The organism is Gemmatimonadota bacterium, from assembly GCA_039715185.1.
Classification (GTDB): Bacteria; Gemmatimonadota; Gemmatimonadetes; order Longimicrobiales; family RSA9; genus DATHRK01.
This window is the reverse complement of sequence record JBDLIA010000024.1, coordinates 1-17005: the sequence shown is the minus strand read 5'-3', so window position 1 is coordinate 17005 and position 17005 is coordinate 1. Positions and strand designations below refer to the sequence as shown.

Genomic DNA, 17005 nt, shown 5'->3' with positions numbered 1-17005 from the left:
CTTACGCCTCGCGGACGGGAGGCGCCGCGAGCAGCCAGGCGAGCACCGCGGCGCGCTCCGGAAGCGAGCTCGCCAGGACGTGCTCGTGCCGCGCGTGAGCGCCATCGCCCACCGGCCCGAGCCCGTCGATGGTGGGCGCCAGCGGGCTCGTCAGGTTGCCGTCCGAGCCGCCGCCCACGATGTCCGCCTGCTCCAGCGGCACGCCCACGTCGGCGGCGCGCCGCCGCAGGAGCTCCCACAGGCCGATGTTGGCGGGGGTCCGCTCCAGCGGCGCCCGGTCCAACCCGCCGGTGACGTGCAGGGTCGTCCCCGGAATCCCGGTCTCGAGGGCGCGCAGTTCCTCCTCCACCGCGCGGCCGTCGGCCAGCCGCGCGAAGCGCACGTCCAGCGCTGCGCTGCAGCGGGGGGCGACTACGTTGGTTCTCTCCCCGCCCTCTATCAGCCCGACGTTGAGCGTGACGCCTTCGCGCCCGTCGGCCAGCGCCCTGATGCAGGGGATGAGGTTCGCCATCTCGTGGATCGCGCTCGCCCCCGCCTCGGGATCGAGTCCCGCGTGAGACGCCCTCCCCTCCACCACGAGCCGGAAGTCGGCGACCCCTTTGCGTGCCGTCTTGATCAGGCCCCGAGGGCCCGACGCGGGCTCCAACACCAGCACGCGGTCGGCCGCGCGCGCCAGCCGCCGGATCCAGCGCTCCGATTCGTTGCTGCCCACCTCCTCGTCGCTCGTGATCATGAGCGCGGGCTCCACCTCGACCGGGACGCCCAGCTCCGCCAGAGCCCGCAGCGCGTAGACGCCGATCGCTATGCCGGCCTTCATGTCGAAGGTGCCGGGGCCGCGCACCACGTCGCCCTCCACCGTGACCGGCATGTCCACCAGCGTGCCGTGGGCCCACACGGTGTCGCAGTGGCCCAGGAGGAGCTGGTAGGGGGCGCAGTGGGTACGCTCCAGGCGGGTCGCCAGCAGGACCCCGCCGGACGACTTGCCCGCGCGTCGCCGGGAGCGCATTCGGGCGAGCGCCAGGGCGTCCGCGATGGCGTCCATGACCGCCCGCTGCGAGCCCGGATCGGTGGAAGGCGATTCCAGCTCGGCCAGTCGCACGACCAGCGCCACCAGCTCTTCCCGGCGCGCTTCGAGCCAGCGCCTGATCTCTGCCGGCCCGCTCATGCTTCGTGCTCCGGCGGGTCCGCGCTCCGCACGCGGCCTCTGCCACGCGCCGCTCCGCCCTTGGCGAGCAGCGCCACCCAGCCGACCACGGCGATCACCGCGAAGCTGAACCACTGCAGCGCGTAGCCCAGGTGCGGTCCTTCGTCGGGCTCCGGTACTCGGGCGGGCGCGGGGTAGGGGTCCGGGCCGGTGCGTTCTTCGGCGACGAGGTACACGGGGGCGATGGCGTAGGGGACTTGCTCCTCGATCCCGCCGAGCGAGAGCGCGAACCAGGTGGGCATGGCGCGCAGCGAGTCCGCGTGAGATTTCAGCGAACCCTGCCCGCCCTCCGTTGGGAGCGCCCGCAGGCGGCCGACAACGCTCGCCGCGCCCGTGGCGCGCAGCGGCTCCAGCGCGACGGTGGCCGCATCCGGCGCGGGTACGAATCCGCGGTTCACCAGCACCGCGCGGCCGTCTTCGGTCCGAAGCGGGGTGAGCACGTGCACCCCCGGCACCCCGCCTCTGCTGCGGGCGGCGTAAGCCATGGAGCGATCGTGATCCCAGACGCCGAGCAGTCGCGCGGCGCGGAAATCGAGGCCGGCCGTGTCGGTCGGAGCGCCGGACAGCTCGATCGGCTCCATGGCCACGCGCTGCTCGATGAGCTCGTTGGCCTGGCGGCGCTGCTGGAGCCGGTCCAACTGCCAGAGCCCCAGGCGCACGCAACCCGCGGCGACCAACAGCACCACGACGGTGCCGAGCAGTCCCGAGCGGGTCAAATTGGTGGTGGGCGAGGTAGGCATCGGCGACCCGAATAATCGCCGAAAGTCGGAGGTCGCGCAATCCTGGACAATATCCGCCGAGGGGGCGCGGGCACCCCCTCGGCGAGGTACCCGCGGACCGCCCTCAGCCGGCTTCTACAACCCCATCCAGTAGGTCGCCTTGATCACGAGCACGTTGGTTCCCTCGGCGGCGAACAGGGAGTCGAAGTCGCGGCGGAAGTCGAAGTCGCCTTGTGGCCCGACGTCGCTGCGCAGGTGCTGCCACACCACGAACAGCTCGGAGCCCGGCCGGTACTCCCAGCGCAGCACGGCGTTGGCCCGGACCGAGCGGAAGTTGAAGGTCCGCTCGGAGAACTGGAAGGACTCCGCGGGGCCGTCGCCGTCGGGATCGACGGTGAGCGTCTGGCCGTCGCGCTCAAAGGTGCCGCGGTCCTGGCCGTACACGTCGAAGTCGAACGTCTCCGGCTCGCGGAACTCCTTGTAGTTGGTGAACTCGTTACGGCTGATCAGCGGCTGCACGAAGAGCTGCAAGGTGAGATCGGGAGCGAAGGTCCAATCCACCCGCGTGTCCAGGCCCAGGGACGTATCGTTCACGTCTGCGAAGACGTAGCGGGTACCGAACGTAGAGGTCGCCAGCGGATCCACCTGTCGGGTCACGAACTGGTCGACGTCGCGCTCGAAGGAGAGGAACGGGTCGAAGCGGATCTGCACGTTCGGCCCGGGCCGGGCGAGCACGCCGCCGAAGGCCACCTTGTCGAACTCTCCCGCCTCGTCCTCCCGGTAGAAGAATCCCGCGTCGAAAGAAATCGTCTTGCGGCGGTCGGTCTCGAGCTCCAGCTCGACCCTCCACGCCGGGACTACTTCCATCAGCGGGCCGCCGCGCGTGAGGAACTGGCTGAAGCTCGCGCCGTTGTAGCCCCCGTCCAGCTCGATTTCCCAGAAGTTGTGTAGCGTGCCCTCGATGAACGCGCCGGCGCCGTTGAAGCGCTTCTCGTTGTCGGTGGTCCAGGCGAAGCTGTGGAACGCCCCCACGTCCCACTCCCGGAACCAGGCGCCGGGATCGGTCTCCTGATAGAAGACGAGCGTGGAGAACGAGCGCTGGTCGGTCTGGCTCATGAAGCCCAGGTCGTTCAGTTCCAGACCCGGGCTCGCCTCGCGATAGGTGGCCGACGCCTGGAAGTCACCGCTCGTCTTGGCGGCCGATATCTCGCCGACCCAGCCGCCGAGAGAGGTGCGCGTTGAATCCACCTCTATGTGGTCGGCATCGGGCCGCTGAAAGTAGCGGGCGCTGGAGGTCTGCGTGCGCAGCAGCACCTCCTCCGAGCCACGCACCAGGCTGGCGCCCAGGTAGCCGCTGACCGTGTACGCGCGGTCGCCCCAGGCATGCTCGAAGTCCGCGCCGCCGAAGTAGGAATCGGTGTGCAGGATGCCGTCGAACAGGTCCCCGCCCATGTCCCGGTTGGTGGCCGTGAAGATGCCTCCCACCACGGTGTTGCCCTCGCGCATGTCCTTGCGTACGCGGCTGAGGAAGTAGTTGGTGGCGGGCTCCACGGGCGTTTCACCGCGGACCCCGTCGCCGTCCACGAACGACGCCGTTTCCTCCAGCGTGACCGCGTCGAGCACGCCGATCGACCAGCCGCCGCTGGTCTTGCCGCTCAGCTTGGCGGCGGCGGCGATGGTGGTCTGGTCCGGTGCGTCGTCGAACGCCGCCCCGGGGACGCCCCGCTGAGGCTGGCGGCCGATGCGTCGCGAGAAGAAGACCGTCTGGCCGCCGAAGTTGTTGAACGTGCGCGTGCGGCCGAAGCTGTTGAAGATGTCGACGCCCTCCAGGAAGAACGGCCTCTTCTCCGGGAAGAACGTCTCGAAGGCGCTCAGGTTCACGACCGCCGGATCGACCTCCACCTGGCCGAAGTCGGGGTTGATTGTGGCCGACAGCGTCAGGTCCGGCGTGACGCCCCAGTTCAGGTCGGCGCCCACGTTGCCGCCGAAGTCGCTGCTCTCGAAGAAGGGGTTCGCCGCGTCGCCCGGCGCCCGCGTCAGGCTGGCCGAGGTGTACGGCTCGATCTCCAGGCGGCGCGGCGGATCGAGCTGCCTCAGGCCCACCAGGGTGCCCGAGCGCGAGACGAATCCGTCCACGTCCGGGAGCACGGCCGACCAGTAGGCCTCCTCGTCCTCGCGCGCGAGCTCCCGGTAGAAGTTCACGCCCCAGGTCGTCTCTTCGGTGCCCGTGGTGGCGCTGAAGCGAAGTTGAGAGAGCGGGATCCGCATCTCCGCGGTCCAGCCGTCCGAATCCACGGCGGCCGCGGCGGCCCAGACGGGATCCCAGCCCTCGTCGTCGTCGTTGTCGTTGAACAGGTACAGGTCGCGCCGCACCCCCCGCGGATTGACGTAGAACGCGAAGCCCGTGCGACGGTCGTGGTAGCTGTCGATTATGACCCCGGCCCAGTCGGAGTAGCCCGAGGTCGCGTCCCGCCTGGTCAGTTGCGACGCGATCGCGGCCGCATCGTCGTCGTAGAGGCGCATACCCACGTACAGGGCCTCGCCATCGAACAGGACGCGCGCTTCGGTGCGCTGAGACGCGGGCGATCCGGGGCGCGGCTGATTCTGCACGAAGCCGGTCGCCACCGAGGCGCTCGACCACGCGGCCTCGTCCAGGCGACCATCCACCGTGATGCCGCCCGCGACGGTCTCGACGCTGAGCGTCTTCGCGGCGGCCGCGGAGGCGCCGCCCGACAGGGAACGATCCACCTGCGCCTGGGCGGTCAGCCCGGCGGGGATCAGGGCGGCGAGCGAGAGCCACCGCGCGGCGCGTGTCATCGGCTTGGTCATGAATCCGGCTCCTGTGCTAAAAAACCTGCACACTTGGCGCAAAGAAAAGAGCCATTCGGCCCGCTACTCTTCGCCCCGCTTTTGTCCTACGGCCTTGCCGACTTCCGAGTTTCAGATCCTGGACGGACCGTCGGGGCCGGGCTGGAAGCTACTCTGCTTGAGATGCAGTCAAAGCTGCATTCGTTTGATTTCCGGCCCGGTCGTCTTCTACCGGCCCTCGTCTTTGGCTTCCTCTATCAGTTGGGAGAGGGCCGACAGCTCCTCGGCGGAGAGGTCGGTCCGGGCTTCGCCTAGCAGGGCTGCCACGGCCTGTGCTGTCGACCCGTCGAAGAAAGTGCGGACCATGTGCTTGAGAGCCGAGTCCCTCGCCTCGGTGCGCGGCACCGTGGGCAGGTATACGTAGCGCGGACCCTCTTCCTCGTGGCGGGCGTGGCCCTTGTCCTCGAGGACGCGCAGAAGCGCGCGCACCGCGGAGTAGCTGGGCGGGTCCGCGATGCCCGAGCGTACCTCGGCCACGCTCGCCCGGCCGCGCCGGTATAGCACGTCCATGATCTGCCGCTCGCGGCGACTCAGCCCCTCTAAGGGGTTATGCTGTTTTTTTAGCATACACCACTATGATGCACGATCGTCGGGCACTCGTCAAGAGCGTCGTGGGCGCGGCCGACCGCCCGACCGTCGGCAGGACTCAGGACGTCGGCTCGTCCGGAAACTCCAGCTCCGTCCGCGTTCGAATTTCGCCTCCACGCACGATGAGCCGCAGGTCCCTGACGTTGGCGATGTCGGCCGTCGGGTCGGCGCCGAGCACGATCAGGTCCGCCACCATGCCCGCCTCCAGCGTGCCGAAGTCGTCTCGAAACATCGCCCGCGCACCGTTGCGGGTCGCAGCCACGATCACGTCCGAGGGAGACAGGCCCGCCTCCTGGAGCGCCTCGAGCTCGGAGTTGATGGACACCCCGTGCAGCGTCAGCGGGTTGCCCGCGTCGGTGCCCGCGGCGATGGGCAGCCCCGCCTCGTGCATGAGGCGCACGTTGGTGGCGGCGAGCCGGAGGCTCTCCTCGAGCAGCGCGCGTTCCCCTGACGGCTCGCCGGGCACCGTGTCAGTGGACAGCACCTTGGCCGCGGTAACCGGGTCGACGCAGGGCATGTGCACGTCGTCGGACCGGAACCGTCGCATGGCGAGTTCGAGGTAGCCCTCGCGCACCGTCAGCGTGGGGGTCATGACAGCACCGGACTCGCGCATCAGGTCCAAGAACTCCTGGTCCACTTCCCGGTCGAAGACGCCGTGCACGAGCAACCGCGCGCCCGCGCGCAGCGCTTGCTTGGCCTGCCAGAGCCCGGTGGCGTGGACGATCAGCGGCACGCCGGCGGCGCGCGCCTCCTCACCGGCCGCCATCAGCGCGTCCAGGTAGCCCTGAGCCTCGGCTTCAGCCTGGAGGGCGAGGAACCACACCTTGATCGCGTCGGTGCCGCCGGCGATCAGGTAGCGTGTGCCTTCCAGCGTGGCGTCTACGCCGGCCATGTGGATGAACTGCCGCTCGGCGGGCAGGTTGAGCCAGTGGTCGAAGGTCGAGAGCAGCGGGCCGGCGATCGCCAGATGGGGAGCCCGGGTGCTGCGGGCTGCCCGCTCGCGCAGCGCCCAGGTCCACGGGAAGCCGCCCACGTCGAAGGTCGCGGTCACCCCGGAGCACAGGTTGGAGCGCCAAATCCGCTCGGGGTGCGCCTCGAGGTCCCGTATCGTCTCCCGGTATGGGTACTGCTCCCTGAGGTCCAGGGCGTCCGGGCGGCCATCCGCCCAGCCTGTCTGGCTGTGGTGCACGTGCGCGTCCACCAGCCCCGGCATGATCCAGTGGCCGGCCGCATCCACCACCTCGACGTCGTCAGCGATGGGGCACTCCGCGCGCGCGCTCACGCACTCGATCAGCCCCTCACGCATGACCACCACCGCGTCCGAGACCGGCGCCGCGCCGGTTCCGTCGACCACCGTGGCGCCCACCAGCGCAAACGGTGGTGGCGGTGTGGATGCGTCGGCGGGGAAGGCCGTGGTCACGGCGACACGCCAGCCCTCCGGCGTGCGCACGAGCACCCGCTCGCTCACGCCCCTCACGTCGGTGTCGCCCTGCACGAAGCGGTAGCGGTATGCGCCGTACGCCACGCCGTCGGCGAGCGGCGTCAGCCGAAAGTGCGTCGCGACGAGCGTGTCCGGCCACGCCCCGCCGGCGCCCTCCGCGAACGAGTCGTAGCCGAACTGCGGCCCGCCCACGCCAACCGCCGCCAGGCTGGGCGACCGGAGGTAGTGCTCCAGGTAGCGCGCCCGGTCGCGCTTGTGGATCGCGTCGATGTTGGAGCGGAAGGTCGCCATCGCGGCGGTGGAGTCGGCTGCGCCGCCGTCCTGGGTGGCGGCTGAGGCCGGGGTCGTGGTGAGGGATACGATCAGCACGCCGATGGCACTTGCGGCCTGGCGCTGCCTGCGGGCCCGAATCGGCCGACCCATGTCATCCTCCGTCAAGCTAGTGACCGCGCCCGCCCGGAGCCGGCCGGGGCGGCCTCCAACCTCGGAACCGCTGGCGGCGCGCGCCAGATCGGGGATCGGGTGCCTGCAGGGTCGACGGGCCTTCGGGGCCCTCGTGGCGGGGGAGGGGCCGGATGACCCGCCCCTGCCCCCGCCGTTCGCTGGCTGAGCGAACCAGCCCATCAGCCGAGCATCATCCGCCGACCAACCCGCCGATGCCGATTGTCAGTCCGAACTGATTGAGGTCCGGCGGATCGAATCCGTCCTCGCCGCCCGTGAACCACCTCTTGTAGCCGGCCTCCACCCGCAAGCCCAGCCCGGGCGGGACTATCCAGCGGTAGCCCACGACGGCACCCAGCGTGAAGTTGTTGTCTTCCGCCAGATCCCTCACCCACGAGGCGTTGCCGCCGAAGTAGGGTGAGCTGTCCGCCCCTCCGCGTGAGTGGTAGGCAATCTGCGCTCCGAAGCTACCCATCCAGTCGGTGGCCCCTCCGCTGGCAGCCACGAGCAAGCCGATCTGCGGCTCGATCGACACGTTGGGCGAGGGGAACGCTGTCACGTAGAAGGACGATGTGGGCAGCAGGGATCCGCTGCCCGGGGTGCTGAAGACCGTCAGCGCGTCGGCACCCTCGGCGGTGAACACGCTCAGGCCGGAGGAGACGCCGATCTCCGTGGACTGGCCGGCCAGGGGCGCGGCGGCGGCCAGCGCCGCGCAGGCCGAGACGAGAATCGTGCGGTACGACATGAGAACCTCCACGTAGGAAGCCCGGCCAGGGCGTGAGTCGCCCCGACTCGTGCTTCCACGATCGGCTTTCGACTGGCGCAAAAGGCTGCGTGGAGTATGTAGACGGGGCAGGGATTCTACGTAGATGCGAAGACGCCCCCCGACTCTCGGCCGCGGGGCGTCGTCCACATCGCCCGGCCTCCTATGGGGCCTAAACCACCGCCCCCGCCGGCTTCTCCTCGGACGCCTCGGTCCCACCGCCGATTAGGGCAGGACCACCCAGGTCGTTTCCGCGCAGCGCTATCTGGAGCACCTCGCCCAGATCGTCGGCCAGATGCACGGTCATGTCGTCGCGCACGATATCCGGCACGTCCTCCACCAGGTCGGCCTCGTTGCGGCGCGGGATGATGACCTCGCGGATGCCGGCGCGGTACGCGCCGAGCACCTTCTCCTTCACGCCACCGATGGGCAGCACGCGTCCGGCCAGGGTGATTTCGCCGGTCATGGCCAGGTCGGCGCGCACCGGCCGGTTGGCGAGCGACGACACCAGCGCCGTGGCCATGGTCACGCCGGCCGACGGGCCGTCCTTGGGCACCGCGCCCGCGGGCACGTGCACGTGGATCTCTATGTCTTTGAGCTTGTCCTCGGGGATGCCCAGGCGGTCGTGGTTGGTGCGCGCGTACGTGAGCGCGGCGCGCGCCGACTCCTTCATGACGTCGCCGAGTTGGCCGGTCAGGATGAGCTGCTCCTTGCCGTCGCTGTGGCTCGCCTCCACGAACAGGATGTCGCCGCCCATCGGCGTGTAGAACATGCCGGTTGCGACGCCGACCGTGTCGTGGGCGGCCTTCTGCTCCGGGTGCACGCGCGCGCGCCCCAGCAGGTCGCGCACGGCTGCTGCGTCGATGTCGACGCGCTCCACCTCGTTCGAGGCGATCTTGCGCGCGGCCTTGCGCGCCAGCTTGCCCAGCTCGCGCTCGAGCTGCCGCACTCCGGCCTCACGGGTGTACTCGCTGATCACGCGCCCGACGGCGTCGTCGTTCACCGCGATCTGCTCCTCGCCCAGCCCGTTCTCGTCGCGCTGCCTGGGAACCAGGTAGCGCTTGGCGATTTCCAGCTTTTCGCGCTCGGTGTAGCCCGAGAACTCGACCGTCTCCATGCGGTCCAGCAGCGGCGCCGGGATGCGCTCGCGGTAGTTCGCGGTGGCGATGAAGAGCACCTCCGACAGGTCGAAGGGCACGCCCATGTAGTGGTCGACGAAGTTGTGGTTCTGCGCCGGGTCGAGCACCTCGAGCAGAGCCGAGGACGGATCGCCCTGCATGCTCACGCCCAGCTTGTCCACCTCGTCCAGCAGGAACACGGGGTTCTTGGTGCCGGCCTGCTTGAGGCCCTGGATGATGCGGCCCGGCATGGCGCCCACGTAGGTGCGCCGGTGCCCGCGGATGTCGGCCTCGTCGCGCGCGCCGCCCAGCGCGATGCGCACGTACTTGCGGCCCAGCGCCCGCGCGATGCTCTGGGCGATGGAGGTCTTGCCGACGCCCGGGGGGCCCACGAAAAGCAGGATGGGGCCGCGCCCGACCGCGCGGGCCTTCGCCTGACAGGGGTCGTCCGCGTCGGCTTCCTTCTCGCCCCCTTCGGACGCGACCAGGTCGTCGTCGACGGCCTCGGTGTCCTCTTCAGCCTCGACTACCTCCGTGGCCTCGACCACCTCCGCACCCTCAGCGACTTCGTCGTCTTCGCACTCCTCGTCCCTTGCCGGGGCTTTCGCGGCCTCGGCGCGCGCTTCCTCCTCGGTGCGCTCCATCTGGAGCTTGCGCACCGCCAGGAACTCGAGCACGCGGTCCTTCACGTCCTCCAGCCCGTAGTGGTCCTCCTCCAGGACGGTCTGCGACTGGACGAGGTCGATCTCGTCGTCGGTGCGTTCGTTCCAGGGCAATTCGGTCACCCACTCCAGGTAGGTGCGGATGACCTGGTACTCGGCCGACTGTGGGCTCGTCCGCTCCAGCCTGCCCAGCTCGCGCTCGATCTCCTGCCGCGCGGCGTCGCCCAGGTCCAGCCCGGCGATGCGCTCGCGCAGCTCCTCGGCGTCGTTGCCCTCGGCCTCGCCCAGCTCCTTCTGGATGGCCTTGAGCTGCTCGCGCAGGACTACCTCGCGCTGCTTTTCGCCCAATTCTTCCTGCACCTGCGCCTGGATCTCCTCCTGCGCCTCGAGCCGGAGCAGGTCGCGCTCCACCTCGTACAGGACGCGCCGCATGCGCTCCTCCACCTGGAGCATCGCGAGCAGCTTCTGCTTCTCCTCGGCGGGCAGGTCCAGGTAGAACGCCACCAGGTCCGCGAAGTCGGACGAGGCCTCGACTCCCTGGATGAGCTGCTTCAGGGCCTCCGCGGGGATGCCCCGCCGGCGCCCGAGCTCGGCCGCGCGCTCGCGCAGCTCCCTGTCCAGCGCCTGGAACGCGGAGTCCTCGGTATCCAGGGGCTGCTCCTGCTCGACCGGAAGGATCACCGCCTCCAGCATGGCCTCGCCGGTCTTGTCGTACTCCAGCGCGACCGCGCGGTCCTCGCCGTGGATGATGAGCTGCAGCCCGCCGCGGATCTTCTGCACCTGGACGACGCGGACGACCACGCCCATTTCGTGCAGCAGCTCCGGGGCCGGGTCGTCCAGGTTCTCCTTCTGGCAAACGGCGAACAGCCGGCGGTCGCCGTCCAGGACGCTCTTGATGGCCTCGACGGTGCCGGTGCGGCCCGCCGAGATAGGGATCGCGACCCCCGGAAACACGACGGTGTCGCGCAGGGGTATGACGGGCAGGGTCATGCGTTCAGCCATTTTGTAACCTCCAGGTCCCCTCCAGGCCGGAGTCGGCCGGTCTGGCGGGACGCGTTGTCTCGGTCGCGCGTGATCCAGTCTATTGAGCAGGTAGCTTGCCAGCGCGCCGGTACCATCGTAGAAACCCAAGCGGCGCGTGCCGTTCCGGGATCGGACACCGGCGGGCCCGGCTGCGTAAGGTAGTCATCGAGGTCGGGTGCTGTCAGAACGGCAGCGCGACGCGACAGATCTGACGCAATAAGGGGGGACGACGTGAGGTTCATGGGAAGGGCCGCCGTGGCGGCGCTCGCCGCGCTGGTCGCGGGCCCGCTGAGCGCGCAGGAAATCACCATCGATCCGCGGGTCGGGATCGCGCTGCCGGTGAGTAGCCTGGCCGATGACGTCGAGGCGGGGCTTTCCTTCGGCCTCGGCGTGGCGGTTCGGGTGCACCCGAGAATCAGCCTTCGGGTCGACGGCGCGTTGGACGAGCTGGGCGGCGAGACGTTGGATCTGGGCGTGCTCCCGGGGAGCGGGGGCACCGTGTCGGTCGAACTGCCGAACGTGCGCCTGTGGCGCTTCTCGGTCGGCGCCGAGGTCGACGTGATCATTCCGGGCCTCGTGCCTCTCACCGTCGTCCTGAACGCAGGCGGGGGATTCGGCAGCTTCGTCGACCGAGAACTCGACCAGTCGCTCGACGGGTTCCCCGACATCTCCGAGATCGGGACCAGTGCCGCCGCCGAGGCGGGCCTGCGGGTCGGCTATGACTTTTCCCGGCGGCTCAACGTGTTCGTTGGCGGGCACGTGGTTGGGATCTTCGCCCGCACGAGCTCCGAGGAGCCGACGGGAGGCACGCTCTGGATGGTGCCGGTCACGGCCGGCTTCCGCGTCAGGTTCTTCTAGTGTACCGTCTTGCCCCGCGGGCGCATCACGCGCCTCGGTGCACACGGGACTTCCGCGCCGGCACACTAGGAAGGGCCGCGCCTACGGCGTGAGCGTGCCCCGCATCACCGTCACCGCCTGGCCGCCGAGCTCAACGCGGTCGCCGCTCGCATACACGCGCACCGTTCCTCCGCGCCGCGAGGCCTGGTAGCCGACCAGCCGGTCGCGCCCCAGCCTCTGCGTCCAGAACGGCGCCAGGCAGCAGTGCGTGGAGCCCGTGACGGGGTCCTCGGGCACGTCGAACGCGGGGGCGAAGTAGCGCGACAGGAAGTCGACCCCGTCGGTATCGGAGGGAGAGGTCACGACGACGCCGCGCATGCCGATGACGGCGAGCGCGGTCATGGCCGGCTCCAGCGTGCGCAGGCGGGCCGGATCCTCGATCGCGACCAGCTCGTCCAGGCGGTTGCGCCCCGTGTAGGTGACCTCGGTGGGGTCCAGGCCGAGCGCCTCCAGCAGCCCGTCGGGCGGCTCGCCCGCGACAGGTGGCTCGGCCGGGAAGTCCATGTAGAGCCAGTCGCCGTCGCGCCGCGCTCCGAGCTCGCCGCTCAACGTGAAGAAGCGGATCGCGGGTCCCGCGTCCAGGCCGTCCTCCAGCAGCACGTGGGCGGAAGCGAGCGTTGCGTGCCCGCACAGGTCGACCTCCCCCGCGGGCGTGAACCAGCGCAAGTCCCAGCCGTCGTCCCGACGACGCAGGAAGGCCGTCTCTGACAGGTTCATCTCGCGCGCGACCGCCTGCAGCCAGGCGTCAGCGGGGTAGTCGTCCAGGACGCACAGGGCCGCGGGGTTGCCGCCGAACGGACGGGAGGAGAAGGCGTCTACCTGGACGACCACGAGCGAGCGCGGGGCCTCAGCGGACACCGTCGAAGATCCTGCTCCAGCGCGCTTCGGTGACCAGAGGAAACGGCGCCAAAGCTTCGCGGTCGTAGCTGTAGTAGATGAACAGGACCCGCCCCTTCAGCTCCTGTTGGTCCAAGAAGCCCCAATAGCGCGAGTCGATGCTGTCGTCGCGGTTGTCGCCCATGACCATCAAGTGGTCTTCGGGCACCACCACAGGCCCCCATTCGTCTCGCGTGGGCCTGAAGTCGGCGGGCCTGCTGCCGGGCACGAGGAAGGGAAGCTGCCAGTCCATCTCCGGGTCACGGGGGTTGCCCGCGGGGTCCGAATGACGGACGTACGGTTCATCCATGCGCTCGCCGTTTCGGAACAACTCCTTGCCGTGCATCTCCATCGTGTCGCCGGGCACGCCGACGACCCGCTTGACCACGTCCAGCTCCGGGTTGTGGCGGCGGAAGACGATGATGTGATCTCGCTTTGGCGTGGAGTAACCCGGCGTCCGCGCCGATGTCCCGGGGATGCGCGTGCCGTAGGCGGCCTTGCTGATCGCCAGGAAGTCGCCCACCAGCAGCGTGCGCTCCATGGAGCCCGAGGTGATCACGAAGGTCTGGAAGAGGAAGGTGCGGAGCAGCAGAAACAGCGGGATGGCGATGAGCAGCGTCTTGACCCACTCCGTGGCCCACCGACGGCGGCCCTCCTTGGCGGCCGCCTGGTCCGCTCCGGCCGCCTTTCGCGGACCGCGCCTTCGCTCCTGCTTGTCCGGAGCGCTCTTCGCGGAGCCCTTGGAGCCGCCTCTGGCCGATTTCTTGGAACTCACGATCTATGGTTCTCCATCCGCGTACCCGATTTCGAGCCACCCCGATACACCGCTGGGGCGCCCGGGATCTCGCGCTGCCAGTTTGACCGCCATGGCGGAACCACGCCAGGGCGCCAACTTTCCGCCCCAGGTTGGATGCCGAGCGGCATGAGCACAGATACGAAGGCGACCCCGGATTGATTCGACCCAGGTTGCAGCGATCGTGGCTCAGCGGTCCGCGCGGCGGGCCGTGGTGGCTCGGCGTGGCCGCGAGTTGGGCGTGCGCGTCCGCCCCTCCGCCGGACCCCGAGCCGCCGGCGCCGCCTCCACCCGTCCTCGCGCACGCGCTGCCCCTGGGGGGGCGCGTCACCTACGAGTTTGCAGACACCGTGCGCGTCGAGACCGACGGCGAGCGCGTGCGCTTCGCCACGGAGGCCGGCTACCGCGGGCTGGCGCGCCTGCGCTACCGGAACGAAGCGGGCGAGTTGCGGGTGAACGCGCGCCTGCTCGAGTTCGAGGGCCACGTCTCGAACCCCACCACCGGCTCCACGCGCGCGTCGCTGGCCGACGTCGACGGCGAGTGGGACCTGGCGCTGAGCCGCGACGGGAAGCCAGAGACGCGTTCGGTCCCCGACCTGAGCGACGAGGTCCTGGCGGTCGTCGGCACCCGGGATCTGCTGCGCCTGCTGTTCATCCCCCTGCCCGACGCGGCGGCGGAGGTGGGGAGTGAGTGGGTGGACACCGTGCGGACCAGCGACGAGACGCCAGGGGTCAGCCAGTCCACGACCGCCGTGGTGCGCACGCGCGTCGCGGAGGCCGATGACGCCTCGGGCCGCGTGGTACTGACGCTGGAATCGGTGACCGAGACGACCGTGCGCGGGACCACCAGCGGAGGCGTGGACGAGCCGTCGACCCAGTCGCTGCGCGGCACCATCCGGCGCAGCGCGCTGTGGGACGTGGGCCTGCAGCGCCTGCTGCACTACCGTGCCAGCGGCCGCCTGACCGGGACCCTGCGCGTGGAGGGGCTGGGCGAGATCCCGTTGACGGCGGACGTGGTCAGGGAGGTGCGGGAGCGGTAGGAGTGGGCCCCGGTCGGATCGCCGGGGCGTCCAAGGTCTCTTGTCAACCAGATCGGCGTTGGCGTTGTACATCCGGTAGAGACCGTCGGCGGGAAGCACCGAACCGGATGAACCCAATGCACCGAATCACACGAGCGCTATCTCTAGCGATGCTGTCCCTGGCATTGGGGACGGCGCGCCCCGCGGCCGGCGCCCAATCCTCCGATGAGCAGCTCGCGGGCGAGGTCGATGCCCTGGCTGCCATGCGGCTGCAAGAACCGGGAGCCGTCGGGTTTTCCGTCGCCGTCGCGCGAGGCGGCAGAATGCTCCTCGCGAAAGGTTACGGACTGGCGGACCTCGAGCACGATGTCGCCGCTGACGCAGAGACGAGCTTTCGCATCGGCTCGGTCACCAAGCAGTTCACGGCCGCGGCCATCATGCGGCTGCTCGAGCAGGGCAAGCTCTCCCTCGATGACGAGCTGACCAGGTACTATCCCGACTACCCCACGCAGGGGCACACGGTGACCATCCGCCACCTGCTCACCCACACGTCGGGCATCAAGAGCTACACGGGCGTCGGAGAGTTCTGGGAAACCGGCGCGGCCCGGGATCTGAGCGCCGACGAGCTGCTCGCGTACGTCGACGACGCGGATTTCGACTTCACGCCAGGACAGCAATTCAAGTACAGCAACACCGGCTATTACATGCTCGGGGCGATCATCGAACAGGCATCGGGCGTGCCTTACTGCGAGTACCTGCAGAACGAGTTCTTCACGCGTCTGGGCCTTGGCCGCACCCGCTGCGACTCCAACGCGGACATCATTCCCAATCGAGCTCAGGGCTACGGACTGGAGGACGGCAAGCTCGTCAACGACGGCCTGATCAGCATGAGCAACGCCGGCGCGGCGGGCATGATCATTTCTACCGCCCACGATCTCGTGACGTGGGGCATGGCCCTGATCGGAGGCGAGGTCGTCGGCGCCGAATCGCTCGAGCAGATGATCACGCCGATCATTCTGCCCAGCGGCGCATCGACCGGGTACGGCTTCGGACTCAAGCGCGGAGAAACGAGGGGCCACCGCACGATCGGTCACGGCGGAGGCGTCTTCGGCTTCTCCGCGATGCTGGTGCACGTTCCCGACGAGGACCTGCACATCGCGGTCATCGCCAACGTCTTCGGCGAGGGGACCGCCCAATTGCTGGCGCGGGACATCGCCGCGGCGGCGTTCGGCGCAGACGAGTCCGTCGCCGACCTCACGCCGAGCGAGGAGGACGTCGCGCGGTTCAGTGGGCTGTACGCACTCGAGGGTATGGATCGCGAGGCCAAGATCTTCGAGCAGGATGGCTACCTCTTCATGCAGCCTACGGGTCAGCGCGTCACCAAACTGCTCTACCAAGGGCGGGGCGAATTCCGGGTTTCGCACGAACCGAGCATAAGGATCGTCTTCGATCCCGAGAGCGGGCAGGACTTCGTACTCCACCAGGGGGGCGGACGGGTCAAAGGCGGCCGTCTGTCCCTCGTCGATCTAGCCCCGAGCGCTGATGACGTAGCGCGCTTCGGCGGGACGTATTTTCTGGAGCGCTTCAATATCGAGGCGAAGATCTTCGAGCAGGACGGCCGTCTCTTCATGCAGCCAGCGGGCCGGCCCCCGACCAGGCTTCTCTATCAGGGTGAGGGCGAGTTCAGGTCCTCGAGCGACGCGAGCATCAGGATAGCATTCGAGGCCGGGCACGGACCCGATTTGGTGCTCCATCAGGGCGGCAGGAAGGTAAAGGGCAGCCGGCGGTCCGATGATTGAGCCGCTCTCGAGCATGTCCGTCAACCGGATCGACAACCTTGTTGTACATACGGTAGAGGTGTTCGGCCGCAGTCGACGAGCCGGCCCATCAGTTCTTCCAGGAAGGAGTTCTATATCGTGAGCGTTGCCAACCTGGTCCTTGCTCTTGGCATTACGGCAACTGTGGTCCTCATCGTCCTCGCCGTGAGTGTCTCGAATAGATTGCGGCGCAAGGCCACGCGCATGGGCTACCCCTCGGTGGGCTCGTATCTCAGGGCCGCTCCGCGTTCCGACGAGGAGAAGCGCGACGCGGTCGATCTCGCGCTCAAGGGGCTGGTCATCTGCTTGCTCGGCCTGGTATTCCCGCCGCTTCTCCTGATCGGGCCCTTCCCGCTGTTCTACGGAGCGCGCAAGGTCGTCTGGGCGTCGATGGGTCTGGGGCTCGTGGATGACGCCGATTAGCCAGGCAGGTGACTCTTTCCGATCCTGGCGACCCGGACGAGTCCGAGCGTTCCGCGGCTGACGCGATCGAGACCTCAGAGGGCTCCTCGGTGCGCGCCGCGGTCCGTGCGGTCCGCAGCGGCGATCGGGAGGCGTTCGGACGGCTGGTCGAGCTATACGAAAGGCGGCTTTTCGGCCTGACGCTGATGATGGTCCGCGTCCCGGAGGCAGCCGAGGAGGTGACGCAGGATGCGTTCATGCGAGCCTTTACGCGGCTCGACCTCTACGACGAGAAACGGCCGTTCTATCCGTGGCTCGCCACCATAGCGGTGCGACTGGCCCAGAACTGGCTGAGGCGCCACAGCCGCGCGAGC

The 17005-nt window shown here is 69.2% G+C and carries 14 protein-coding genes; 5 read left to right on the top strand and 9 right to left on the bottom strand.

Going from position 1 to position 17005, the window contains the following annotated elements; genetic code table 11:
- Position 1: 1 nt before the first annotated feature.
- The 7 genes from ABFS34_06435 to lon form a co-directional block, all read right to left on the bottom strand.
- A complete protein-coding gene (locus ABFS34_06435) occupies positions 2-1165 on the bottom strand; it encodes a M20/M25/M40 family metallo-hydrolase (GenBank protein ID MEN8375073.1) in 1164 nt (387 codons plus the stop codon).
- Positions 1162-1944, bottom strand: a complete 783-nt coding sequence (locus ABFS34_06430; protein ID MEN8375072.1) for an SURF1 family protein — start codon at positions 1942-1944, stop codon at positions 1162-1164. The genes ABFS34_06435 and ABFS34_06430 overlap by 4 nt, the downstream gene beginning before the upstream one ends.
- A 114-nt stretch (positions 1945-2058) precedes the next feature.
- Positions 2059-4752 carry a DUF5916 domain-containing protein gene (locus ABFS34_06425; GenBank protein ID MEN8375071.1) on the bottom strand — a complete coding sequence of 898 codons (2694 nt, stop codon included), beginning with the start codon at positions 4750-4752 and terminating at the stop codon, positions 2059-2061.
- A 207-nt stretch (positions 4753-4959) separates the two neighbouring features.
- Entirely contained in the window at positions 4960-5358 is a 399-nt protein-coding gene (locus ABFS34_06420; GenBank protein ID MEN8375070.1) for a BlaI/MecI/CopY family transcriptional regulator, read from the bottom strand.
- 79 nt (positions 5359-5437) lie between these two features.
- Positions 5438-7243, bottom strand: coding sequence for an amidohydrolase family protein (locus ABFS34_06415; protein ID MEN8375069.1), 1806 nt, complete (start codon positions 7241-7243; stop codon positions 5438-5440).
- 211 nt (positions 7244-7454) lie between these two features.
- Complete coding sequence (locus tag ABFS34_06410) at positions 7455-8006, bottom strand: hypothetical protein (GenBank protein MEN8375068.1); 552 nt, start codon at positions 8004-8006, stop codon at positions 7455-7457.
- A 190-nt stretch (positions 8007-8196) separates the two neighbouring features.
- Positions 8197-10806 carry an endopeptidase La gene (gene lon, locus ABFS34_06405; protein MEN8375067.1) on the bottom strand — a complete coding sequence of 870 codons (2610 nt, stop codon included), beginning with the start codon at positions 10804-10806 and terminating at the stop codon, positions 8197-8199.
- Between the two features lie 261 nt (positions 10807-11067).
- On the opposite strand from lon, the gene ABFS34_06400 reads away from it, so the two are divergent.
- The gene (locus ABFS34_06400) at positions 11068-11685 is read left to right on the top strand and encodes a hypothetical protein (GenBank protein ID MEN8375066.1); all 618 of its coding nucleotides are present in this window, start codon (positions 11068-11070) and stop codon (positions 11683-11685) included.
- Positions 11686-11766: 81 nt separating this feature from the next.
- Here the strand turns inward: ABFS34_06400 and ABFS34_06395 are convergent, their stop codons facing one another.
- Both ABFS34_06395 and lepB read right to left on the bottom strand, forming a co-directional pair.
- Positions 11767-12582, bottom strand: a complete 816-nt coding sequence (locus ABFS34_06395) for a PhzF family phenazine biosynthesis protein (protein ID MEN8375065.1) — start codon at positions 12580-12582, stop codon at positions 11767-11769.
- Complete coding sequence (gene lepB, locus ABFS34_06390) at positions 12572-13375, bottom strand: signal peptidase I (protein ID MEN8375064.1); 804 nt, start codon at positions 13373-13375, stop codon at positions 12572-12574. The genes ABFS34_06395 and lepB overlap by 11 nt, the downstream gene beginning before the upstream one ends.
- A gap of 176 nt (positions 13376-13551) precedes the next feature.
- On the opposite strand from lepB, the gene ABFS34_06385 reads away from it, so the two are divergent.
- The 4 genes from ABFS34_06385 to ABFS34_06370 all read left to right on the top strand — a co-directional run.
- A complete protein-coding gene (locus tag ABFS34_06385; protein MEN8375063.1) occupies positions 13552-14433 on the top strand; it encodes a hypothetical protein in 882 nt (293 codons plus the stop codon).
- Between the two features lie 116 nt (positions 14434-14549).
- A complete protein-coding gene (locus ABFS34_06380; protein MEN8375062.1) occupies positions 14550-16211 on the top strand; it encodes a serine hydrolase domain-containing protein in 1662 nt (553 codons plus the stop codon).
- A gap of 117 nt (positions 16212-16328) precedes the next feature.
- The gene (locus ABFS34_06375) at positions 16329-16652 is read left to right on the top strand and encodes a hypothetical protein (GenBank protein MEN8375061.1); all 324 of its coding nucleotides are present in this window, start codon (positions 16329-16331) and stop codon (positions 16650-16652) included.
- Positions 16653-16660: 8 nt separating this feature from the next.
- The coding region (locus tag ABFS34_06370; protein MEN8375060.1) for a sigma factor at positions 16661-17005 on the top strand (345 nt) is incomplete at its 3' end.